General features: G+C 64.0%; 18 protein-coding genes and 2 tRNA genes. 9 read left to right on the forward strand and 11 right to left on the reverse strand.

The genetic code is table 11. The features are described from left to right. The first annotated feature begins 26 nt into the window (after nucleotides 1-26). The 5 genes from UP06_RS39845 to UP06_RS13850 are packed head-to-tail and all read left to right on the forward strand — an operon-like array spanning nucleotide 27 to nucleotide 6,890. Nucleotides 27-398, forward strand: a complete 372-nt coding sequence (locus UP06_RS39845; RefSeq protein ID WP_082078723.1) for a hypothetical protein — start codon at nucleotides 27-29, stop codon at nucleotides 396-398. Nucleotides 399-453: 55 nt separating this feature from the next. Further along, complete coding sequence (gene ihpA / locus UP06_RS13835) at nucleotides 454-1,728, forward strand: divalent metal ion exporter subunit IhpA (RefSeq protein ID WP_045003129.1); 1,275 nt, start codon at nucleotides 454-456, stop codon at nucleotides 1,726-1,728. Next, complete coding sequence (gene ihpB / locus UP06_RS13840) at nucleotides 1,725-2,702, forward strand: divalent metal ion exporter adaptor subunit IhpB (protein ID WP_045003130.1); 978 nt, start codon at nucleotides 1,725-1,727, stop codon at nucleotides 2,700-2,702. Before ihpA ends, ihpB begins: the two co-directional genes overlap by 4 nt. Next, nucleotides 2,695-5,907 carry an efflux RND transporter permease subunit gene (locus UP06_RS13845; RefSeq protein WP_045003131.1) on the forward strand — a complete coding sequence of 1,071 codons (3,213 nt, stop codon included), beginning with the start codon at nucleotides 2,695-2,697 and terminating at the stop codon, nucleotides 5,905-5,907. Before ihpB ends, UP06_RS13845 begins: the two co-directional genes overlap by 8 nt. Nucleotides 5,908-5,909: 2 nt before the next feature. Then, on the forward strand, nucleotides 5,910-6,890 hold the full coding sequence (locus UP06_RS13850) for a cation diffusion facilitator family transporter (RefSeq protein ID WP_045003132.1): 981 nt from the start codon (nucleotides 5,910-5,912) through the stop codon (nucleotides 6,888-6,890). Nucleotides 6,891-7,105: 215 nt separating this feature from the next. Here the strand turns inward: UP06_RS13850 and UP06_RS13855 are convergent, their stop codons facing one another. Next, the gene (locus tag UP06_RS13855; RefSeq protein WP_045003133.1) at nucleotides 7,106-7,966 is read right to left on the reverse strand and encodes a class I SAM-dependent methyltransferase; all 861 of its coding nucleotides are present in this window, start codon (nucleotides 7,964-7,966) and stop codon (nucleotides 7,106-7,108) included. Nucleotides 7,967-8,183: 217 nt separating this feature from the next. On the opposite strand from UP06_RS13855, the gene UP06_RS13860 reads away from it, so the two are divergent. Further along, nucleotides 8,184-8,546, forward strand: coding sequence for a hypothetical protein (locus tag UP06_RS13860; protein WP_050031614.1), 363 nt, complete (start codon nucleotides 8,184-8,186; stop codon nucleotides 8,544-8,546). 13 nt (nucleotides 8,547-8,559) lie between these two features. On the opposite strand, the gene UP06_RS40760 is transcribed toward UP06_RS13860, so the two are convergent. The 8 genes from UP06_RS40760 to UP06_RS13895 form a co-directional block, all read right to left on the reverse strand. Further along, on the reverse strand, nucleotides 8,560-8,724 hold the full coding sequence (locus UP06_RS40760) for a hypothetical protein (protein WP_156162956.1): 165 nt from the start codon (nucleotides 8,722-8,724) through the stop codon (nucleotides 8,560-8,562). Between the two features lie 126 nt (nucleotides 8,725-8,850). After that, nucleotides 8,851-8,927 (reverse strand) — tRNA-Val (locus tag UP06_RS13865). 49 nt (nucleotides 8,928-8,976) lie between these two features. Next, nucleotides 8,977-9,381: a GFA family protein gene (locus tag UP06_RS13870; protein ID WP_045003134.1), complete on the reverse strand. Its 405-nt coding sequence runs from the start codon at nucleotides 9,379-9,381 to the stop codon at nucleotides 8,977-8,979. An 82-nt stretch (nucleotides 9,382-9,463) separates the two neighbouring features. Beyond that, nucleotides 9,464-11,887 carry an endopeptidase La gene (lon, locus tag UP06_RS13875; RefSeq protein WP_045003135.1) on the reverse strand — a complete coding sequence of 808 codons (2,424 nt, stop codon included), beginning with the start codon at nucleotides 11,885-11,887 and terminating at the stop codon, nucleotides 9,464-9,466. 322 nt (nucleotides 11,888-12,209) lie between these two features. Further along, on the reverse strand, nucleotides 12,210-13,481 hold the full coding sequence (clpX, locus tag UP06_RS13880; RefSeq protein WP_045003136.1) for an ATP-dependent Clp protease ATP-binding subunit ClpX: 1,272 nt from the start codon (nucleotides 13,479-13,481) through the stop codon (nucleotides 12,210-12,212). A gap of 461 nt (nucleotides 13,482-13,942) precedes the next feature. After that, nucleotides 13,943-14,575 carry an ATP-dependent Clp protease proteolytic subunit gene (locus UP06_RS13885; RefSeq protein ID WP_045003137.1) on the reverse strand — a complete coding sequence of 211 codons (633 nt, stop codon included), beginning with the start codon at nucleotides 14,573-14,575 and terminating at the stop codon, nucleotides 13,943-13,945. A 269-nt stretch (nucleotides 14,576-14,844) separates the two neighbouring features. Next, the gene (tig, locus tag UP06_RS13890) at nucleotides 14,845-16,206 is read right to left on the reverse strand and encodes a trigger factor (RefSeq protein ID WP_045003138.1); all 1,362 of its coding nucleotides are present in this window, start codon (nucleotides 16,204-16,206) and stop codon (nucleotides 14,845-14,847) included. Between the two features lie 180 nt (nucleotides 16,207-16,386). Beyond that, nucleotides 16,387-16,471 (reverse strand) — tRNA-Leu (locus UP06_RS13895). A gap of 153 nt (nucleotides 16,472-16,624) precedes the next feature. Between UP06_RS13895 and UP06_RS13900 the strand changes: the two genes are divergently transcribed. Then, nucleotides 16,625-17,932, forward strand: coding sequence for a multicopper oxidase family protein (locus UP06_RS13900; protein WP_045003139.1), 1,308 nt, complete (start codon nucleotides 16,625-16,627; stop codon nucleotides 17,930-17,932). A 4-nt stretch (nucleotides 17,933-17,936) separates the two neighbouring features. On the opposite strand, the gene UP06_RS13905 is transcribed toward UP06_RS13900, so the two are convergent. Beyond that, nucleotides 17,937-19,436, reverse strand: a complete 1,500-nt coding sequence (locus tag UP06_RS13905; RefSeq protein WP_045003140.1) for a bifunctional ADP-dependent NAD(P)H-hydrate dehydratase/NAD(P)H-hydrate epimerase — start codon at nucleotides 19,434-19,436, stop codon at nucleotides 17,937-17,939. A gap of 375 nt (nucleotides 19,437-19,811) precedes the next feature. On the opposite strand from UP06_RS13905, the gene UP06_RS13910 reads away from it, so the two are divergent. After that, entirely contained in the window at nucleotides 19,812-20,150 is a 339-nt protein-coding gene (locus UP06_RS13910; RefSeq protein WP_007603495.1) for a P-II family nitrogen regulator, read from the forward strand. 152 nt (nucleotides 20,151-20,302) lie between these two features. After that, nucleotides 20,303-21,712, forward strand: coding sequence for a type I glutamate--ammonia ligase (gene glnA, locus UP06_RS13915; RefSeq protein ID WP_045003141.1), 1,410 nt, complete (start codon nucleotides 20,303-20,305; stop codon nucleotides 21,710-21,712). A gap of 83 nt (nucleotides 21,713-21,795) precedes the next feature. On the opposite strand, the gene UP06_RS13920 is transcribed toward glnA, so the two are convergent. Next, a complete protein-coding gene (locus tag UP06_RS13920; protein ID WP_045003142.1) occupies nucleotides 21,796-22,569 on the reverse strand; it encodes a gamma-glutamyl-gamma-aminobutyrate hydrolase family protein in 774 nt (257 codons plus the stop codon). Between the last annotated feature and the right edge of the window lie 194 nt (nucleotides 22,570-22,763).

The following is a 22,763-nucleotide window of genomic DNA, read 5'->3' on the forward strand; positions in this document are numbered from 1 at the left end:
ACCCGGCACGCAACGAGAGTGACTTCGTGACTGCGATCCGCCGCCCGTTCCGACTGTTTCGCCTGCGCAACCGGCGCGGGCTGTTGGCTGCGTGCCTCGCAATCACCTATCTGCTGTCGGGCGTATTACATACCTGCCAATGCCTGGACGTGACCAATCCGTTCGGCCAGTTGGAGATCGCTGCGGCGTCTGGGCCGTCTTCTGGAGATGCAGACAGTTCAGATAGCAAGACGCTGGCGGCCCATCACTGCCATGGCTGTTTCTCGGTGGTCTTCGCGCAACTACTGCTGCCTGACGCAATGTCGGAGCTTGTCGCCGCGTCGAATCCGCCTCGCCTGACAGTGCTTGCGGGGGTCGTGCCCGATACTGACTCCCCGCCTCCCAAACGTCTGACCTGAACGGATCAACCGGGCGCCGCGTGCGCCCATCGATTCTCCTTCACAGGTCCTACTCATGTTTTGCAGGCGAACAGCCGCGCGCATGGCGTGCGCGATGGCTATTCTCATTAGCCCATCCTTTGCGCTGCCGTCCGAAGCCCAGACACTGACCATGCGCGCTGCGCTCGCGCGCGCGCTGGCCGCAAGCCCGCGGCTGACGGCGGCGGAGCGCGACGTCGGCATCGCCACGGGCCAGCGCATCCAGGCCGGCGCGCTGCTCAATCCGGAACTGTCCTACGAGCAGGACAATTCGCTCGGCTCCGGCATCTATCGCGGCACCAGATCGGCCGAGACCACGCTCCAGATCAGCCAGGCCTTTGAGCTGTTCGGCAAGCGCGACGCCCGGATCGCCGCAGGCGCGGCCGGCATCGAAGTCGCCGCGATCCAGCGCAAGGCGATCCGGCTCGAAGTGCTGTCGGAGACAGCGATTGCCTTCCTGAGCGTGCTCGGTGCGCAGCGGCGCATCCAGATCTTCGACGAGCAGATCACCGCGATCGACCGGCTGACGCCGCTGCTGCGCCGCCGCGTCGAGGCAGGCGCGTCCTCGCCGGCCGAAACCGGCCGCGCCGAGGTCGCCTCTGCGCTGGTGAAAGCCGACCGCGAGCGCTTCAAGGCAACGCTCGCCAGCGCCCGGCGCGAGCTTGCGGTGCTGATGGGCGAGCCGACGCCGAAATTCGGCGAGGTCTCTGGCCGGCTCGATACCATGGGACGGCCGCCGACGTTCCAGTCGGTGATCGCCGCCATCGATGCCAATCCGCAATTGGTGCGCTGGACCGCCGTCTATGCCCAGCGCAATGCCGAGCTGCTGCTTGCGCGGCTCAAGCCTTATCCTGACGTTCGGATCGCCGCCGGCTGGCGCCATTTCAACGAGACCAATGACGACGCGGTGCGCCTCACCGTCTCGGTCCCAATTCCCGTGTTCGACCAGAACCAGGGCAACATCCTCTCGGCGCAGGAGAGCCTCGCCAAGACCAGGGCCGAGCGCGAGGCCAACCGCAACACGCTGATCGTGGTCGCCGGCCGTGCCTACGACTCGCTCCAGGGCTCGCTGCGTGAGCTTGCCGTGCTGCGCGAGATCGCGATCCCCAAGGCGGCTGAAGCTGCGGACGCGATCTCGCAAGGCTACGGCCAGGGCCGTTTCACGCTGCTCGAGGTGCTCGACGCCCAGGCGAGCGTCGCGCAAGCGCGTCTGCGCGAGCAGGAGGCGCTGCAAAACTTTCACGCGGGCGTTGCGACCATTGAGGGCCTCGTCGGCAATCCCTTCTCGCTCGCCGGGGAGGGCGCACGATGAAGACATCCTCCACCATCGTCGTGGCAGTCATCGCCGCCGCGTTCGGCGCTTACGCCTATTCCCTGCTCGCACCGGCCACGGTCGCGCCCGCCCAGCAGGCCGCGGACAAGAAGCCGGACAAGCCGAATGATCATGTCGAGCAGGACGAACACGGGGCAGACCGAATCCGGATCAGCGACGTCAAGCTCGCTGCCGCCGGCATCGCGTTGGCCGAGGCGGAGAGCGTCACGCTGAACGACACGCTCGCCTTCAACGGCATTTTGCGCGCCAACCAGGAGGCCGTGGTGCAGGTGACGCCGCGCTTTCCCGGCGTTGCCAAATCGATCCTGAGGCGTATCGGCGACAACGTCGCCAAGGGTGATCTGCTTGCCTCGATCGAGAGCAACCAGAGCCTGACCGCCTATGACCTCAAGGCGCCGATCGGCGGCACCATCATCGAGCGCCAGATTTCGCTCGGCGAATACGTTTCCGAACAGAAGCCAGCCTTCGTCGTTGCCGACCTCTCGACCATCTGGGTCGATCTGTCGATCTACCGGCAGGACCTGAGGCGCGTTCGCCTGGGCGACGAGGTGCTGATCGACCCAGACGACGGCCGCGCCGAGATCAAGGGAGCGATTTCCTATATCGCCCCCGTGGGCTCGAGCGAGACCCAGACCGCGCTCGCGCGTGTCGTGCTGCCCAACACGGACGGAAGGCTCCGTCCGGGCCTGTTCGCGACCGCGCGACTTGTACTCGGAAAGCGCACCGTTGCAGTGGCGGTACGCACAGGGGCGATCCAGATGCTGGAGAACAAGACCGTCGTATTCGTCCGCGAAGACGACGACAAGATCGAGGCTCGACCCGTCGAACTCGGCGATTCCGATTCAAAATTCGTGGAGATCCGCGCAGGCCTTTCGGCAGGCGAACGCTACGTCGCCGAGAACAGCTTCGTCGTGAAGGCGGAGATGGGCAAGGGAGACGCCGATCATGATTGATGCTCTCCTCTCTTTCTCAATCCGCCAGCGTTGGCTGGTGATCCTCATCGTGCTCGCGGTCGGCACTTTCGGCGCCTGGAACTTCACGCGGCTGCCGATCGACGCTGTGCCTGATGTCACCAACGTGCAGGTCCAGATCAACACGCGTGCGCCCGGCCTGTCGCCGCTCGAATCCGAGCAGCGCATCACCTTCCCGATCGAGACCGCGATGGGCGGCCTGCCCAGGCTCGACTACACCCGCTCGATCTCGCGCTACGGCCTGAGCCAGGTCACCGTCGTGTTCCAGGACGGCACCGATATCTATTTCGCACGCCAGCTCGTCAACGAGCGCATCCAGCAGGGACGCGAGCAGTTACCGGCCGGCGTCGAAGTCGCGATGGGGCCGGTCTCGACCGGTCTCGGCGAGATCTACGTCTACTCGGTCGAAGCCAAACCAGGCGCGAAATCGCCGACCGGCCTCGAGTTCACGCCGACGGAACTACGCACCATCCAGGACTGGATCATCAAGCCGCAACTGCGCACCATTCCCGGCGTGATCGAAGTCAACTCGATCGGCGGCTATGAGCGGCAAATTCACGTGCTGCCGATCCCCGGCCGGCTGATGGCCTACCGCCTCGGCTTCCGCGACATCATGACCGCGCTGACCGCCAACAACGCCAATGTCGGCGCCGGCTATATCGAACGCAATGGCGAGCAATATCTCGTCCGTGTCCCCGGCCAGGTCGCCAATATCGACGAGATCAAGGACATCGTGATCGGCTCACGCGGCGGCGTGCCGGTGCATATCCGTGACGTCGCTGACGTGCAGGAGGGGCACGAGCTCCGCATGGGCGCGGCGTCGGCCAACGGCAAGGAGACCGTGCTCGGCACCACCATGCTGCTGATCGGCGAGAACAGCCGCACCGTGGCCCAGCGCGTGGCGGCGCGGCTCAACGAGATCGCGAAATCGCTGCCCGAAGGCGTGATCGCGCGCGCGGTCTACGACCGTACGCATCTGGTGGAAGCGACCATCCAGACCGTCGAAAAGAACCTCGTCGAAGGCGCAGCACTGGTGATCGCAGTCCTGTTCCTGATCCTCGGCAACATCCGCGCTGCGCTGATTACCACCTGCCTCATTCCCCTCTCGATGTTGTTTACGATATCAGGCATGGTCGAAAGCAAGGTCAGCGCCAATTTGATGAGTCTCGGCGCGATCGACTTCGGCATCATTGTCGACGGCGCGGTCATCATCGTCGAGAATTGCCTCCGGCTGCTCGCCGCCGAGCAGAACCGGCGCGGACGTCTGCTGTCGCTGGAGGAGCGGCTCCAGACCATTCGCGCGGGCGCCAGCGAGGTTATCAAGCCGAGCCTGTTCGGCACGCTCATCATCGCGGTGGTCTATCTGCCGGTGCTGACCCTGACCGGCACCGAAGGCAAGATGTTCACGCCGATGGCACTCACCGTGCTGATGGCGCTCGCCGGCGCAGCGCTGCTGTCCGTGACTTTCGTTCCGGCCGCGATCGCGATCTTCGTCACCGGCAAGGTCTCGGAGACCGAGAACATCTTCATGCGGGCGGCCAGGCGGCTCTACGTGCCGCTGCTCGACCGCACCATCCGCTACCGCCGGAGCGTGGTGTTCGGCGCCGTCCTCATCGTCGCCGGCAGCCTGTTCGCAGCAACACGCATGGGCGGCGAATTCATCCCGAGCCTCGACGAAGGCGACATCACCATCGAGACCATCCGGATTCCTGGCACCAGCCTGACCCAGAGCGCCGACATGCAGATCCGGCTGGAGAAGGCGGTCAAGCAGGTTCCGGAGGTGGCGACGATCTTCTCCAAGATGGGCACCGCCGAGATCGCCAACGATCCGATGCCGCCGAATGTGGCCGACACCTTTGTGACGTTGAAGCCGCGTGAGGAATGGCCCGACCCGAAGAAGCCAAAGGACGAGGTGATCGAAGACATCGAGCGTGCCGCCAACACCCTGCCCGGCACGGCCTATGGCATGACCCAGCCGATCCAGATGCGCTTTAACGAGCTCATCGCCGGCATCCGCAGCGACGTCGGCGTCAAGATCTTCGGCGACGATCTCGAATTGCTCGCGGGCATCGCGCAGCAGGTCAACGGCGTCGTGCGCGGCATCGAGGGCGCCGCCGACGTCAAGACCGAGCAGATTGCGGGCCTGCCGATCCTCACCGTCAAGCTCGACCGCCAGGCGCTGTCGCGCTACGGCCTCAGTCTCAGCGAGGTGCAAAACCTGGTCGAGATCGCGATCGGTGGCAAGCCGGCCGGAAAGCTGTTCGAAGGCGACCGCCGCTTTGACATCGTGGTGCGCCTGCCGGAAAGCCTGCGGGCCAACCCGGACGCGATCAAATCGCTGCCGATCCCACTGCCGCGGGGCGAGGATGTTGCGGCCGTCACAAAGACCGGGTGGCCGGGTGCGTCGGGCACGGCGCTCCGCTACGTCCCGCTGTCCTCCGTTGCGACGATCGAGATCGCGCCCGGCCCCAACCAGATCAGCCGCGAGAACGGCAAGCGCCGCGTGGTGGTGATGGCGAACGTCCGTGGGCGCGACCTGCGCTCCTTCGTCGCCGAGACGCAGGCCGCCGTCGCGGAGAAGGTCAAGCTGCCGCCGGGCTACTGGATCGGCTGGGGCGGACAGTTCGAGCAACTGGTCTCCGCGACCAAGCGGTTGACGATCGTCGTGCCGGTGGCGCTCGCGCTGGTGTTTCTGCTGCTGTTCATGGGCATGGGATCGGTGGCGGATGCGGCTCTGGTGTTCTCCGGCGTGCCGCTGGCCTTGACCGGCGGCGTCGCAGCGCTGCTGCTGCGCGGCATTCCCTTATCCATCAGCGCCGGTGTCGGCTTCATCGCGCTGTCGGGCGTGGCCGTGCTCAACGGCCTCGTCATCATCGCCTTCATCGAGCGGCTGCGCCGCGAGGGGCGGCCCGTTGCCGATGCCGTGCGCGAGGGCGCGTTGACGCGGCTGCGGCCGGTGCTGATGACCGCGCTGGTCGCCTCCCTCGGCTTCGTGCCGATGGCGCTCGCGACCGGCGCCGGCGCCGAGGTACAGCGGCCGCTCGCGACCGTCGTGATCGGCGGCATCATCTCCTCGACGGTGCTGACGCTGCTGGTGCTGCCGGCGCTCTACGTGCTGTTCCGACGTGACGGCGCGCGCGAAACGCCTACAATGGCGCCTGATTTGGCAGCTTCCGGGGAGCGATAGAATTGGGCAGCCACGACCATCACGGTCATGACCATGCCGACCACGCGCATGATCATAGTCACGACCACAGTCATGGTCATGGTTCTGGCCACGCGCATGTCCATGCGCCCGCCAGTTTCGGCAAGGCGTTCGCGATCGGCATTACGCTCAACACCGCACTGGTCGTGGCGGAAGCCGTTTACGGCTATCTCGGCAACTCCACCGCGCTGCTGGCGGACGCCGGCCATAATCTCAGCGACGTGCTCGGCCTGATCGTGGCCTGGGGCGCATCGATCGCGGCCCGGCGCGCGCCAAGCGGCCGCTTCACCTATGGCCTGCGCGCCTCCACCATTTTGGCGGCGCTGGCCAACGCGGTGTTCCTGCTGGTCGCGACCGGCGCGATCGGCTGGGAAGCGATCCTGCGCCTGCGCGAGCCGGAGCCGATCGCGGGCGTCACAGTGATGGTGGTCGCCGGCATCGGTATCCTCGTCAACGGCTTCACCGCCATGCTGTTCGCACGCGGACGCAAGGACGACATCAACATCGAAGGCGCCTATCTGCATATGGCGGCCGATGCCGCGGTCTCGCTCGGCGTCGTGGTCTCGGCGGCGCTGATCATCTGGACCGGCTGGCTCTGGCTCGATCCCGTCACCAGCCTCGTCATCTGCGCCGCCATCCTCTGGAGCACGACCAGTCTGCTCCGCGGCTCCATCGACATGTCGATGGCGGCAGCGCCGCGCGGCACCGACCTCGACGCGATCAAGACGTTTCTGTTGGCGCGCCCCGGCGTCTCAGGGATCCACGATCTCCATGTCTGGCCGATCTCAACCACGGAGACGGCGCTGACCTGCCACCTCGTCATGCCCGCAGGCTCCGCCGGCGATGCATTCCTGATGGAGACGGCGCATCTGCTGAAGACCTCCTTCCGCATCGGCCACACCACGCTTCAAGTCGAGACGCATCCCGACAATGGCTGCGCGCTGGCGCCGGATGATGTGGTGTGACGGCTCGTTAACACCTAGTCTCAATCTCCGCTGTCGTCCCGGACAAGCGCGCACAAAGCGCGCGTAGATCCGGGACCCATAACCACAGGGAGTGGTTTGGCGAAGACTCGGAGTTACCTGCTGTGCGCCACAACCACTCCCTGTGGTTATGGGTCCCGGCCTTCGCCGGGACGACACTGAGCGTGTGGTACCGACTTACACCACAGCAATCGCCCTTACGCCGCCTTCGCCGTCACGATCCAGATCGCGCCTTGCAACGCGACCGACTGCCCCTTGAGGAATGGCGCGAGCGTCTCGCGGATCGAGGCTTTGGCGGCCTCATGGGTCTCCGGCGGATGGCCTTGCAGCGCGCGGCTGGCGGGGCCGATCTGGAGCGAGCCGTCGACGGCGGCATCAAGGCCGCCGCCGATCGCGATATCCATCGCGAGATTGTGCGGCTCCATCGCGACGTCGACGAAGCCGGCGCCTTTGAGGATGCGCATCACACGCTCTTCGGATGCGAAGGCGAACGGGCCCGGCTCCTCCGGTCCGACCGGCGGCATCTTGGGGACGTGTTTGTAGACCGCCATCAGCGGCGTCATCATCCAGGGATTTTCCTTCGGCTCGCGCCAGCAGGCAAACGCCAGCCGTCCCGACGGCTTGAGCGCACGACGGAGGTTGGTGAAGGAGGCAATCGGATCGGCGAAGAACATGACGCCAAAGCGCGAGGCCAGGAGATCAAAGCTCGCCGGCTCGAACGGATGGACCGTCGCATCCGCCAGCACGAAATCGAGCGGCAGGCCCTTTGGCGCCATCGCGCGCGCCTGCGACAGCATGGGGTCGGAGACATCGAGGCCGAGCGCAAATCCGTTCGGCGCCACCGCCTTCGCAAACGCGACCGTCGTCGCGCCGGAGCCGCAGCCGACATCGATCACACGCTCGCCCGGCTTCGGCTTGGCGCGATCGATCAGAACGTCGGCGATCGGTCCGAGCAGCCTCTCCTGCGCCGCGTGGCGGTCGGCCCAGCGCTGTCCGCTGGGTCCGTTCCAATAGGCGATCTGGTCGGCATTGGGTTCGTGGCCGGTAGTGCTGCCCATTATTCATTCCTCTCCAATATTGTCCAGACGACACGTCATATGACTGCATCCTGTCTCGTTCATCGCGTCGACTTCAGGGCAAGATCGACGGTTGACGGAACATCACCAGAGCCGGCGCCGCGCGTGCGCCGCATTGGTTTCACCGAACGGCCACATCAGAATCAGATGCCAACCAGATTTGGTCGATAGCTTTCCCCATTCCTCAAACTGGAAAGGCATGACCATGCGCAGCTTCACAGCATCCGTCATCGTTGCAGCTCTCTCCCTCGGAACGCCGGCTTTCGTGCATGCACAGGGAGCATCTTCGCAACCCGGCGCAGAGTCCTCGTCCGATCAGTCCAAAACAGTGATACGGAGCATACAGGTTGTCGATGTCAAGGAATTGCAGCCGGCGGTGCGAGCAAAAGTCGATGAAATCGTGGCGCAGACAAGCGATCAAGACATCCAGTCGCTTCGGAAGTCTATCGACGCCACGCCGCAGGCAGCGTCCGTACTCAAGGCCAAAGGCTTGAACTCGTCACAAGTCGTCGCGATCAACATCGCCGACGGTGTCCTGACGATGTTCACCAAGACAGCCTGACATCAGGCGGGAGTTACACGTCGAAGCGCTGCGCAGCGGCGGCGAGCACGGTCGTCACCTTCTCGATCGCGAAGGTGGCGCCGACATAATTCCTCGATTCGATGACAGCCTTCCCGCTGCGAGGAAAGAAGACCCTGCGGTGGGGCCTGCTGTAGGGCTTCTCGTGCGATGCGAACAAAGCCTGATCAAATGCTGACAGAGGCGCGCGAGGCCGAGGTGGCCGTCGTCTACTACGCCGTGTCGCGACAATGGATCGCCGATCGAAGTCTGCAACTGAGCCTCAAGGCTCCGTTGGACAAGGCGCTGGTGGGCGGTCACGGATTCGAACCGCGGACCCTCTCGGTGTAAACGAGATGCTCTAACCAGCTGAGCTAACCGCCCCTCGCCGCCTCTTTATCCCTACCCGCCCCTGAGGGGCAAGTCCGGAACGTCAATCCTGTGGCCTCCCCGGCAGCACCGGCATCGCGTCGATCCAGACCGCCGCCGACTGGCACCAGATCTGCCTCGCGGGACGCAAAGCGTCGCGCTGGTTGATACTGCCCCAGCGGATGCCCCAATCGTCGGCCTGCTCGCCCTCGCCGCTGGTGAACAGCGGGGAACCGCAGTCGCCGCAAAAATGCTGGAAGCGCATCCGGCCATTGTCGCCACGCTTGCCGTAGACCTTTGGCCTCCCGCCCGTCAGCCGGATCGCGGCACCTGTACAGATCGCCGTCACCCGGAACGGCGAGCCCGTCAGAGCCTGGCAGTCCCGGCAATGGCACACCGAGACCGTCTCAGGGTCGATCTCGGCGGCGTAGCTGATCTTCCCGCAATGGCATTGCCCGTCGATCTGCATGGCCCTGTTCTCCAGACAAGAACTGCCTCAAAACAAAAACGGCGCCCGAAGGCGCCGCTTTATCATGTCGCGTGCGATCTCATCAGTGAGCGGTCAGACCGCCGGCGGCTTCATCGCCATCCGGCTTCACCGTCACCTTGGTGTCCTCTTCCCAGACGATCGGCACCGGCTTCTTGACCAGCGCGCGGGCGACGACGTCGTCCAGACGCGAGACCGGGATGATCTCCATGCCACCCTTGATCGCATCGGAAATCTCCGTGAGATCCTTGGCGTTGTCCTCGGGGATCAACACCGTCTTGATGCCGCCGCGGGCAGCGGCGAGCAGCTTCTCCTTCAGGCCGCCGATCGGCAGCACGCGGCCGCGCAGCGTGATCTCGCCGGTCATCGCGACATCGTGGCGAACCGGAATGCCGGTCATGACCGAGATGATCGCGGTGGCCATTGCCACGCCCGCGGACGGACCGTCCTTCGGCGTTGCGCCTTCCGGCACGTGCACGTGGATGTCGCGGCGATCGAACAGCGGCGGCTCGATGCCGTAGACGATCGCGCGCGAGCGGACATAGGACGCCGCCGCCGAGATCGATTCCTTCATCACGTCGCGTAGATTGCCCGTGACCGTCATCTTGCCCTTGCCGGGCATCATGACGCCTTCGATGGTCAGCAGCTCGCCGCCGACATCGGTCCAGGCAAGGCCGGTGACAATGCCGATCTGCGGCTCGCTCTCGATCTCGCCGTAGCGATACTTCGGCACGCCCAGAAGCTCTTCGAGGGTCTTCTCGGTGATCTTGACCGACTTCTTCTTGGAGATCATCAGCTCCTTCACCACCTTGCGGGCGAGTGTCGAAAGCTCACGCTCCAGATTACGCACGCCCGCTTCGCGGGTGTAGCGGCGGATCAAAAGCAGCAACGCGTCGTCGTCGATCGAGAACTCCTTGGAGTCCAGGCCGTGCTTGGTCACCGCGTTCGGGATCAGATGCTTGCGCGCGATCTCCACCTTCTCGTTCTCGGTGTAGCCCGCGATCCGGATGATCTCCATGCGGTCCATCAGCGGGCCCGGAATATTGAGCGTATTCGCGGTCGTGATGAACATCACGTTGGACAGATCGTAGTCGACCTCGAGATAGTGGTCGTTGAAGGTCGCGTTCTGCTCGGGATCAAGAACCTCGAGCAGCGCCGAGGACGGATCGCCGCGGAAATCGGCGCCCATCTTGTCGATCTCGTCCAGCAGGAACAGCGGATTGGACGACTTGGCCTTCCGCATCGACTGGATGATCTTGCCGGGCATCGAGCCGATATAGGTGCGGCGGTGACCGCGGATCTCGGCCTCGTCGCGCACGCCGCCGAGCGAGACGCGCACGAACTCGCGTCCCGTCGCCTTCGCGATCGACTTGCCAAGCGAGGTCTTGCCGACGCCGGGAGGGCCGACCAGGCACAGGATCGGTCCGGTCAGCTTGTTGGCACGGGTCTGAACCGCGAGATACTCGACGATGCGGTCCTTGACCTTCTCGAGCCCGTAGTGATCGGCATCCAGAACCGCCTGCGCGGCTTCCAGATCCTTCTTCACCTTGGACTTCTTGTTCCACGGGATCGACAGCAGCCAATCCAGATAGTTGCGCACGACGGTCGCTTCCGCGGACATCGGCGACATCTGGCGCAACTTCTTCAGTTCGTGCTGCGCCTTCTCGCGGGCTTCCTTGGAGAGCTTGGTCTTGGAGATCTTCTCTTCGAGATCGGCGAGCTCGTCGCGACCGTCGTCGTCGCCGAGCTCCTTCTGGATCGCCTTCATCTGCTCGTTGAGATAGTACTCGCGCTGGGTCTTCTCCATCTGGCGCTTGACGCGCGAGCGGATGCGCTTCTCGACTTGGAGCACCGAGATCTCGCTCTCCATCAGGCCCAGCACCTTCTCCAGGCGCTGCGTGACCGACAGCGTCTCCAGGATGCCCTGGCGATCCGCGATCTTGACGGCGAGATGCGACGCGACAGTGTCGGCGAGCTTGGCGAAATCGGTGATCGCCTGCACGACGCCGACGACCTCGGCCGAGATCTTCTTGTTGAGCTTCACATAGCTCTCGAAATCGGACACGACGGAGCGCGACAGTGCTTCCGCCTCGACCGACTTCGCATCGGTGTCGGCGAGCGCAATTGCGGTGGCTTCGTAATACTCGGCGCGATCGGTGTACTTCTCCACGCGCGCACGCTCGAGCCCTTCGACCAGCACCTTCACGGTGCCGTCGGGAAGCTTCAAGAGCTGGAGCACGCTGGCAAGCGTACCGGTCTCGTAAATGGAATCGGGCGCCGGATCATCGTCGGACGCGTTCTTCTGCGTCGCGAGCATGATCAGCGCGTCGTTCTTCATCACCTCTTCGAGCGCGCGGATCGACTTCTCGCGACCGACGAAGAGCGGAACGATCATGTGCGGAAAGACGACGATATCGCGCAGCGGCAACACGGGATAAGCGTGCGTCTCGCCATGGACAATGGTTGGCCGGGGTTTGGGATTAGTCATGGCCTTTTCCTTTTGCTTTACCCCCTCGCACGCAGTCCGCTTCTCATGCGCAACCGCCACAAGGTGCCGAATTGATCCACAAAACCGGCCTACCATTCGCAGGTTGGACCGGGCTTGCCGGATCGGAACTGAGGCGAATCTTGAAGAGAATTTTCGCTCGCCGCCGACATTAGGTGGCTATCGACCCGGGGGGTGTCAAGTCATTGAAAGACGCGCGCCATCAGGCGCTTACGCACGCGGATAAGCGACGCAACACCGGCTGCGGAGGTACATTCCGCAGCCTTGACTTGATGGGACGATTGGAGCGTTCCAGCGCCGCAATTTAGGCGCTGGCGTTCTCGACGGCGCGATCGGACCGATCGGCGTAGATGTAGAGCGGACGCGCCGTGCCTTCCACGACTTCGCGGGAAATCACGACTTCTTCCACACCTTCGAGGCCCGGCAGGTCGAACATGGTTTCGAGCAGGATCGCCTCAAGGATGGAGCGCAATCCGCGCGCGCCGGTCTTGCGCTCGATCGCCCTGCGGGCAACCGCGCCAAGCGCCTCGTCGGCGAAGGTCAGCTCGATGTTCTCCATCTCGAACAGACGCTGGTACTGTTTCACCAGCGCATTCTTCGGCTCGACCAGGATCTTCTTGAGCGAAGCTTCGTCGAGATCCTCGAGCGTCGCCACGACCGGCAGACGGCCGACGAATTCGGGGATCAGGCCGTACTTCAGGAGATCCTCGGGCTCGACGTGACGGAAGATTTCGCCGGTGCGGCGGTCTTCCGGCGCCAGCACCTGGGCGGCGAAACCGATCGAGGTCGAACGTCCACGCGCCGAGATGATCTTCTCCAGGCCCGAGAACGCACCACCGCAGATGAACAGGATGTTGGTGGTATCCACTTGCAGGAACTCCTGCTGCGGATGCTTGCGGCCGCCCTGCGGCGGGACCGAAGCCACCGTGCCTTCCATGATCTTCAACAGCGCCTGCTGCACGCCCTCACCCGACACGTCGCGCGTGATCGAGGGGTTGTCGGACTTGCGGCTGATCTTGTCGATTTCGTCGATATAGACGATGCCGCGCTGGGCGCGCTCGACGTTGTAGTCGGCGGACTGGAGCAGCTTCAGGATGATGTTCTCGACGTCCTCGCCGACATAGCCGGCTTCGGTCAGCGTGGTCGCATCGGCCATCGTGAACGGCACGTCCAGGATGCGGGCGAGAGTCTGCGCGAGCAGCGTCTTGCCCGAGCCGGTCGGACCGATCAGCAGGATGTTCGACTTCGCGAGTTCGACGTCGTTGTGCTTGGTCTGGTGGTTGAGGCGCTTGTAGTGATTGTGCACCGCGACCGACAGGACCTTCTTCGCATGGCTCTGGCCGATGACGTAGTCATCCAGCACCTTGCAGATTTCCTTCGGCGTCGGAATGCCGTCGCGCGACTTGACCAGCGAGGATTTGTTCTCCTCGCGGATGATGTCCATGCAGAGCTCGACGCACTCGTCGCAGATGAAGACCGTGGGACCCGCGATCAGTTTGCGGACTTCGTGCTGGCTCTTGCCGCAGAACGAGCAATATAGCGTGTTCTTGGAGTCGCTCGTGCCGACCTTACTCATTCATGTCTCCGTCCGCGGTTCGTCTCGTCCGCTCGATCGCCCCATCCCGACACATCGTCCGGCATAGGACTCAAATAGAGCAAATTCCGTACCAAAAAAGACCCTACGCGTTACATCCCGTGCGAATCACGGTCACTCGATTCTCCGCGATCTTAGCCGATCAATCGTAGCCAACCATGCTGTCACCCGACTATCAAGAATTCGCTAATCGGGAGGCCGCCGGCTACCCGTGACAATACCGTGATTTCAGGTCTTGGCACGGGCGAAGTGACCGAAATCACCCCGGCGTTGCTGGATTGCCACGAAAAACAAGCACGAAAGCGGAACTTTCTGCCTGTCGCAGGGCGCAAAATTGCATTTTGCGCCCGCGCGAAGTGCGCCGTTAACGTCAACGTCGCCCTGACGATCCCAGAGAATCCCCAAGAGATATTCCAGGAATCGATGTTGCTGCCCCGGTCGCGTTACTGGGGCTTCGCCGCCGGCTCCTCGGCGCGCTTGTCGATGACCTTGTCGACCAGACCAAACTCCTTGGCGTCGGCCGCGGTGAGGAACTTGTCGCGTTCCAGCGCGTCCTCGATCGCCTTGTAGGTCTGGCCGGTGTGCTTGACGTAGATCTCGTTGAGCCGCTTCTTCAGGTTCAGGATTTCCTGCGCATGAAGCATGATGTCGGTGGCCTGGCCCTGGAAGCCGCCTGAGGGCTGATGCACCATGATGCGCGCGTTCGGCAGCGAGAAGCGCATGTCCTTCTCGCCAGCGGCGAGCAGCAGCGAACCCATCGAGGCCGCCTGCCCCGTGCACAGCGTCGAGACCGGCGGGCGAATGAACTGCATGGTGTCGTAGATGGCGAGGCCCGACGTCACCACGCCGCCCGGCGAGTTGATGTACATCGAGATTTCCTTCTTCGGATTTTCCGCCTCAAGGAACAGGAGCTGCGCGACGATCAGCGTCGACATGCCGTCCTCGACCGGCCCGGTCAGGAAGATGATGCGCTCCTTCAACAGGCGCGAGAAGATGTCGTAGGCGCGCTCGCCACGGTTGGTCTGCTCGACCACCATGGGCACGAGGTTCATGTAGGTTTCAACCGGATCGCGCATGAGTCACCTAGGTTTTTCGGACGCGGACATCGCCACTCTTGGCTGCCAGTATCTTGGCCGGAAGGCTGATGGACGTCCCGTGATGCAGGAAGTTGGGTAAAGGGTGGAGCGACAGATATAGCCCAATTCGCGCCAGACAAGTGCGGATCGAATTAAGGCTTAGTCCACGCGGCAGTTGAAGCTGATTCGTGCAAAGAGGCCCAGCCGGCCACCTGGCTAGCTTGGCCCCCTCCACTGATCATCCTTAATAGAAGGCTTTCTCAAAGCCTTCAGGCGGCGGTCTTTTCCGCCTCGTCGTCCTTGTAGAGCTCCTCGCGCGAGACCTTCTTTTCGGTCACGTTGGCGAGCTCGAGGATGAAGTCGACGACCTTGTCCTCATAGATCGGAGCACGAAGCTGGGCCAACGCTTGGGCGTTGCTGCGGTAATAGTCCCAGACTTCCTTCTCGCGGCCCGGCATCGAGCGGGCGCGCTCGATCACGGCGCGGCCGACCTCGTCGTCGGTCACGGTGATCTTGTTCTTCTCGCCGATCTCCGAGAGCACGAGGCCGAGGCGCACGCGGCGGTCGGCGATCTTGCGGTACTCTTCCTTGGCGGCGTCTTCAGTGGTGTCCTCGTCGGCAAAGGTCTTGGCCGCGGAGTCCATCTCGGCCTTGACCGAGTTCCACATCAGATTGAACTCCTCGTCGACGAGCGACGGCGGTGCCTCGAAGCGATGCGCCTCGTCGAGCTGGTCGAGCAGCGCGCGCTTGACGCGCTGGCGCGTCGTGCCCGCAAACTCGGCGGCCAGCCGCTCGCGCGCGGCTTCCTTGAGCTTGTCGAGCGATTCCAGGCCAAGCGTCTTGGCGAACTCGTCGTCGATCGTGAGGTCCTGCGGCGCCTCGATCGTCGTCGCGGTGGTCTCGAACTCGGCCGGCTGGCCGGCGAGCTTGTCGTTCATGTAGTTCTTGGGGAACGCCACCTTCAGCGTCCGGGTCTCGCCTGCGCCGATGCCGGTGAGCTGCTCCTCGAAGCCGGGGATGAAGGTGTTGGAGCCGATCACGACCTGGATGCCTTCGCCGGTACCGCCCTCGAAGACTTCGCCGTTGATGGTGCCCTTGAAGTTGATGGTGACGCGATCGCCGGATTCGGCCTTCGCTCCCTCATCCTTCGCCGCGTAGCCGCGGTTCGAATCGGCGATGCGCTTGATCGCCTCGTCGACATCGGTGTCGGAGACGTCAGCAACGGGCTTCTCGACCTGGAAGGCCTTGAAGTCTGCGAGCGCGATTGCCGGCACCACCTCGATCGCGACCGTGTAGGTCAGATCGGACTTGCCGTTGAGCAGCTCCTCGACCTCGGCCTGCTCGGTCGGCATCGTGATCTTCGGCTCGGTCGCGAGGCGGAAGCCGCGCTCGGAGAACAGCTGCGTGTTGGTGTCACGAATGGTCTGGTCGATGGTCTCGGCCATCACCGAACGGCCATAGACCTTCTTCAGGTGGCCGACCGGCACCTTGCCGGGACGGAAGCCGTTGATACGGACCTTGTCCTTGAGGTCGACGAGCTTGGCGCCAGCCTTGGCGTCGAGATCAGACGCGGGAACGCTGATCTTGAACTCGTGCTTCAATCCTTCCGAGAGGGTTTCTGTGACCTGCATGGCGTCCAATCTTCTTCTCGTTCGGTCCCGGCACGCATGCGTCGGGACGCTGTCATCAATCGATCCGGCGCGCGAGGCCAATGCCCCCTGCGCCGGTGGGTTCACCGGACCCGGCCCCAAACGGAAAAACATCCGCAAGGGGCAGGCCCGTCAGTAATCCGTGCAAACGCTGAAAGCGCTTGGTGCGGGCGGAGGGACTCGAACCCCCACAACTTTCGTCACTGGAACCTAAATCCAGCGCGTCTACCAGTTCCGCCACGCCCGCGTAAATTTGCATCAAGACCGGCCGCGATGCCGCGGGCGGCGGGCTTATAGCATGTGCCCGCCTGTTCGCAGCAAAAAAATGGCCGTGTGGACGCCCACCTGAAGTAGGCGTGGCGGCTGGACTTATCCAGCGCGGCGTGGTCCGGATCGAGCCATGAAACCGCGGATTTTTGGCCCGTCCCGACGTGAGGTTTTGGCCGGCCTGGCGGCCTCGGCCGCGGGCCTGCTTGGCGGCGGCGCCACGGCACCGGCCGCGACCGCCCAGCTCGCCCTTCTGGCAAGACCGGCAATGCTGGGTCTCAGGCCGGGTCAGCCGGCTACACCAATCTGGGAGCTGGCCGCCGTAAGCCATACCAGGGGCGTCCATCTCAAGCGCGGCGACCGTTGCGAAGTGGTATTTCGGAACGACCTACCTGTGCCACTTGCGCCAGTCTGGTACGGCACCAATGGCGCGGCGGCGGCCGACCCGCTGCGGGGCCGCGCGCCCATCGCGCCTGACGCGACTGAAACATCACTTATTTCAATACCAAACGCCGGAACTCTCCTCGCGGACTTCCGCCTCTTCGAGGATGGCCTCAAGCAGCCCGCGCGGCCACTTCCGATCATCGCCGAGGAGACCAGCCGCGTCGCCACCGACCGTGACGAGGTCCTGCTGATCGAGGAATGGCGCCTGCGGCCGGACGGAACCGCGCTTCCGCCGGGCCGTGACCCCAAGGATACGACCCCGCTCTTTACCCTGAACGGACAGACTTCATTCGAACTCTCAGCCGCGGCCAATGAGCGGCTGCGGCTGCGCTTCATCAACGGCTCCCAACGTTCTGTTCTGGCGATCAAATTGGAAAGCCACGAGGTCCGGGTGATGGCCCTGGACGGACAGCCGGCCGAGCCCTTCCCGGCCCGCAATGGCGCCCTGGTGTTGGCCCCGGGCGCCCGTGCCGACGCCTTTGTGGATACGGCCACCTCGGCGGCGTTCGTTCTGCATGACGGCAAGGAAGCACGCTCGATCGGGCGCCTTGTCGTCTCCGGCGCACGGGAGCGACCTGCGCCGCTGGTACCGCCGCAGCCGCTCCCTTCGAACGGCCTACCCGAGAAGCTCGATCTGAGAGGTGCCCTGCGGTTCGATGTCGCGCTCGGCGCCCCCGACGTCGGTTGGACCCGGTCTGGAACCTTCTCCACCGCCTCCGAACCGGCCTTTCGCGCCAAGACCGGCCGCACTGTCGTGCTGGCCGTGAAGAACCCAGGGCCGGTCACCAACGTCTTCCACCTGCACGGCCACCATTTCCGCCTGCTCGACCGCCTCGACGATGGCTGGAAGCCCTACTGGCTCGACACGCTCGCAATCGAGCCCGGCCAGATCCAGCGGATCGCCTTCGCGGCCACTTCACCGGGACGATGGCTGATCGAATCCGTCGTGACCGACTGGGCCGCGCCGCGGCTGGTGCGCTGGTACGCGGTGGAGTGAGCGCTCAGTATTCCACCCCCAGCACACCATAAACCCGCCGGTGCACGGCCGGCAGCGTCTCGGTCAGGTCTTCCGCGATCAATCCGGGGCCGGCTTCGTTAGCCGCCTCGCCATGCATCCAGACGCCGATGCTGGCGGCCTCGAATGCCGGCACGCCTTGCGCCAACAGCCCTGCGATGATGCCGGCGAGCACGTCGCCGGCGCCGGCGGTGGCGAGCCAAGGCGGCGCGTTGGCGGCGATGGTGGCGCGGCCGTCGGGGGCTGCGATCGTGGTGTCAGGGCCCTTCAGGAGCACGACCGCGCCGGAGCGCTCAGCCGCGGCGCGCACGCGCTCGAGCTTTGAGCGGCCCGGATATTTGTTGCTGAGGTCCGAGAACAGGCGCGGGAACTCGCCCTCGTGCGGCGTCAGCACCACCGCATTGTCCTGCGACGACTTGATCGATTCAAACAAGCGCTCGGGGTTCGCGGCAAAGCTCGTCAGCCCATCCGCATCGAGCACCAGATGCCGCTGCGCGTTAAGCGCCGTGTGGACGAAGTCGCAAGTGCGATCGCCGATGCCTGTCCCGGGGCCGATCATGCAGGTGTTGTAGCGCTTGTCGCCGAGCAGTTCGGCGAACTCGACCGCGGTATCGACGGGACGAACCATCACAGCCGTCAGCGCGGCCGCATTGATCGCTAGCGCATCGCGTGGGCTCGCCAGCGTCACCAGACCCGCACCGGCGCGCAACGCGCCGCGCGCGGCGAGCCTCGCCGCACCGGTCGCGGCTGCATCACCGGAGACCGCCAGCACGTGGCCTCGCGCGTATTTATGGCCGTCGATGCGCGGCACCGGAAAGGCTGCGCCCCAGAAATCCGGATCGTTCTCGAAGATCTGCGGCCTGATCTCATCGAGCACCTGGCTCTCGATGCCGATATCGGCAACACGCACGCGGCCGCAATGCATCCGGCCCGGCAACAGAAGATGCGCCGGCTTCTTGCGGAAGAAGGTGACGGTCTCGGTGGCATTCACCGCCACGCCGAGCACGGCCGCGCTGGTGCCGTTGATGCCGCTCGGCAGGTCAACCGCAAGCACCGGCGCGCCGTTGGTGTTGACCGCCTCGATCATCGCACGCGCTTCGCCGTCGACCGGACGGCTCAGGCCGGCGCCAAACAGCGCATCGATGATCAGCGCGGGCTTGCCGATCGCCTGCGGATTGAACGGCAGCACCGGATGCTTCCAGCCGCGCGCGGCGGAGGCCGCGTCGCCCTGGAGCTGGTCGCGCTCGCACATCAGGATCACCGAGACCTCGCGGCCCTGGGCAGCGAGCTCGGCGGCTGCGACAAAACCGTCGCCGCCATTGTTGCCGGGTCCAGCCACGATCAGGATCGGCCCCTCCTCCACCAGCGCGTTCGCAGCTTCCGCGACCGCCTGGCCCGCGCTCATCATCAGCTTGAAGCCGGGCGTGCCGGCCGCGATCGAGAGCTGGTCGGCCCGCTGCATTTCAGCGTTGGTCAGAACTTCCATGCCACTTCCCTAGTACAAACGCCTCTTCAACAGGCATCTTCCGTGCCGATCCATACAGGGAACGGCGACCTGCACACGCATTGACCGTTTGCCTATTTCGTAGTCTTCGCTATTTTGGGCCGGTCGGCTCCACCTATCAGAGATGCTCGTTAAAAGGCTGATAACGCTCCAATAATCAGGGCATTTGCAACTTGGCATAGACCCTGCTTTCGAGGAAGCCGCTTCGGTTCGTCGTGCTCACTGGCATTATCTAGGTGTGGCCGGCCGTCGCCGGGCCGGTCAGGCGACCCGGGACAGCGAAGACAAGTCCGTGCGTGAGAAAAGCGCATCCTGACGAAGACGTTGCTATTTGTTCGAAAGGCCGGGAGGCGCGCAGTGAAGAAAATCGAAGCCATCATCAAGCCGTTCAAGCTCGACGAGGTGAAGGAAGCGCTTCAGGAAGTCGGCCTGCAAGGCATCACCGTCACCGAAGCCAAGGGTTTTGGCCGCCAGAAGGGTCATGCCGAGCTCTACCGCGGCGCAGAATACATCGTCGACTTCCTGCCCAAAGTGAAGATCGAGATCGTGATCGGCGACGACCTGGTCGAGCGCGCCATCGACGCGATCCGCCGCGCCGCGCAGACCGGGCGCATCGGTGACGGCAAGATTTTCGTCTCCAATATCGAAGAGGCGATCCGCATCCGAACCGGCGAATCCGGGCTGGACGCTATCTGAGCCGGGTGCTATCCCGCCCTTTGCGACACTCTGAGAAGAAATAAGGCTGCTTCGGCGGCCTGATTTCGTTTATGCGGTCGCGCAAAACTCGCCGAAAGCGAGAATAATTTTGCTCATCTGGAAACCGACCCGCAGAGCCAAAAGGGGTATGCATGAAGACCGCCAAAGACGTCCTGAAATCGATCAAGGACAACGACGTCAAATACGTCGACCTGCGCTTCACCGATCCGCGCGGCAAGTGGCAGCATGTGACGTTCGACGTCAGCATGATCGATGACGACATTTTCGCCGAAGGGACGATGTTCGACGGCTCCTCGATCGCCGGCTGGAAGGCGATCAACGAGTCCGACATGTGCCTGATGCCCGATCCGGTGACCGCGACGATCGACCCGTTCTTCGCCGAGACCACCATGGTCATCACCTGCGACGTGCTCGAGCCGACCACGGGCGAGCCCTACAACCGCGACCCCCGCGGCATCGCCAAGAAGGCGGAAGCCATGGTGAAGTCGATGGGCGTGGGCGACACCGTCTTCGTCGGCCCCGAGGCCGAGTTCTTCGTGTTCGACGACGTGCGCTTCTCCTCCGGCCCCTACAACACCGGCTTCCGGCTCGACTCCTCGGAGCTGCCGAGCAACACCGACACCGAATATGAGGGCGGCAATCTCGGCCACCGCATCCGCACCAAGGGTGGCTACTTCCCCGTTCCGCCGCAGGACTCCGTGCAGGACATGCGCTCGGAGATGCTCGGCGCCATGGCCAAGATGGGCGTCAAGGTCGAGAAGCATCACCACGAGGTCGCTTCCGCCCAGCACGAGCTCGGCATGAAGTTCGACACGCTGACTCTGATGGCCGACCATTTGCAGATCTACAAATACTGCATCCACCAGGTCGCGCACATCTACGGCAAGACCGCCACCTTCATGCCGAAGCCGGTCTATGGCGACAACGGCTCGGGCATGCACGTGCATCAGTCGATCTGGAAGGACGGCAAGCCGGTGTTCGCCGGCAACAAATATGCCGACCTCTCGGAGACCTGCCTCAACTACATCGGCGGCATCATCAAGCATGCCAAGGCGATCAACGCCTTCACCAACCCGTCGACCAACTCCTACAAGCGTCTGGTCCCGGGCTATGAGGCCCCCGTGCTGCTCGCCTACTCCGCGCGTAACCGCTCGGCCTCCTGCCGCATCCCCTACACGGCGAACCCGAAGGCCAAGCGTGTCGAGGTGCGCTTCCCCGATCCGCTCGCCAATCCCTATCTCGGCTTCGCAGCGATGCTGATGGCTGGTCTCGACGGCATCAAGAACAAGATCGATCCGGGTCCGGCGATGGACAAGGACCTCTACGATCTGCCGAAGGAAGAGTTGAAGCTGATCCCGACGGTGTGCGGCAGCTTGCGCGAGGCGCTCGAAAACCTCGACAAGGACCGCGCCTTCCTCAAGGCCGGCGGCGTGTTCGACGACGACTTCATCGACGCTTACATCGAGCTGAAGATGACCGAAGTCGCCCGCTTCGAAATGACCCCGCACCCGGTCGAGTTCGACATGTACTATTCGGGCTAAGGCCTCCGAACTTTACGCGACAAGCAAAAGGCGCTCCGCGAGGGGCGCCTTTTCGTTTTCGGGGTCGTCGTAGGATGGGCCGCCTACGCGATCGCGCGCTGCCGCTCGGTCAGAGCTTCGCCGAACGCCTCGAACAGCTTTCGGTTGATGGGATTTTGCTGTGGATCGTATTCGGCGTGCCATTGGACGCCGAGCGCGAAGGTCGGGGCCTCGGCGATGCGGATCGCCTCGATGGTACCGTCTTCGGCGACACCTTCGATCAGCACGCGCTTGCCGGGGTCCAGGATACCCTGGCCGTGCAGCGAATTGACCCTGATCTTCTCGCAGCCGAGCAGCCTTGCGAACGCTCCGCCGGGCGTGAGGTCGACGTCGTGGCGGTCGGCGAATACCACGGTCGGATCGGGATGGATCTCGCCATTCTCGAGCCGCGGCATGCGGTGGTTGATGCGGCCCGGGATTTCGCGGATTTCGGGATGCAGCGAGCCGCCGAAGGCGACGTTCATCTCCTGAAGGCCGCGGCAGATGCCGAACAGCGGAATGCCGCGGGCAACGCAGGCCACCGACAGCGCCAGCGCGACCTCGTCGCGGTGGATGTCATAGGGCTCGTGCTTTTCGCAGGGATCGACGTTGAAGCGGGTCGGATGGACGTTGGCGCGAGCACCGGTGAGCACGATGCCGTCGACGGCATCGAGCAGCGCGCCGATATCGGTGATGTCGGGCGAGCCCGCGAACATCACCGGCAGGCCGCCGGAAACCTCGGCCACGGCGCGCAGATTACGCTCGCCGACCATCTGGACCTGAAATCGATTTTCGACGCGATGGGCGTTCCCGATCACGCCGACGACCGGCTTTCTCATCTCCCGTTCAGACCTCCCCCGTAAGAAGATTCTCCAAACATGCCCCTCGGACGGAACAAATTCAACAGAAGGGATCGCGGGACGGCAATGCTATTTCGCGCAAATGGCCATCGGGGGGCAACGATGGCACTCCTTCACCTGGCCGGCGTTGGCTCCAGGAGGTCGCGGACGCGTCAAACCGGCGGCTTGCTCCC

The sequence above is a fragment of the Bradyrhizobium sp. LTSP857 genome (assembly GCF_000938285.1).
Classification (GTDB): Bacteria; Pseudomonadota; Alphaproteobacteria; order Rhizobiales; family Xanthobacteraceae; genus Bradyrhizobium.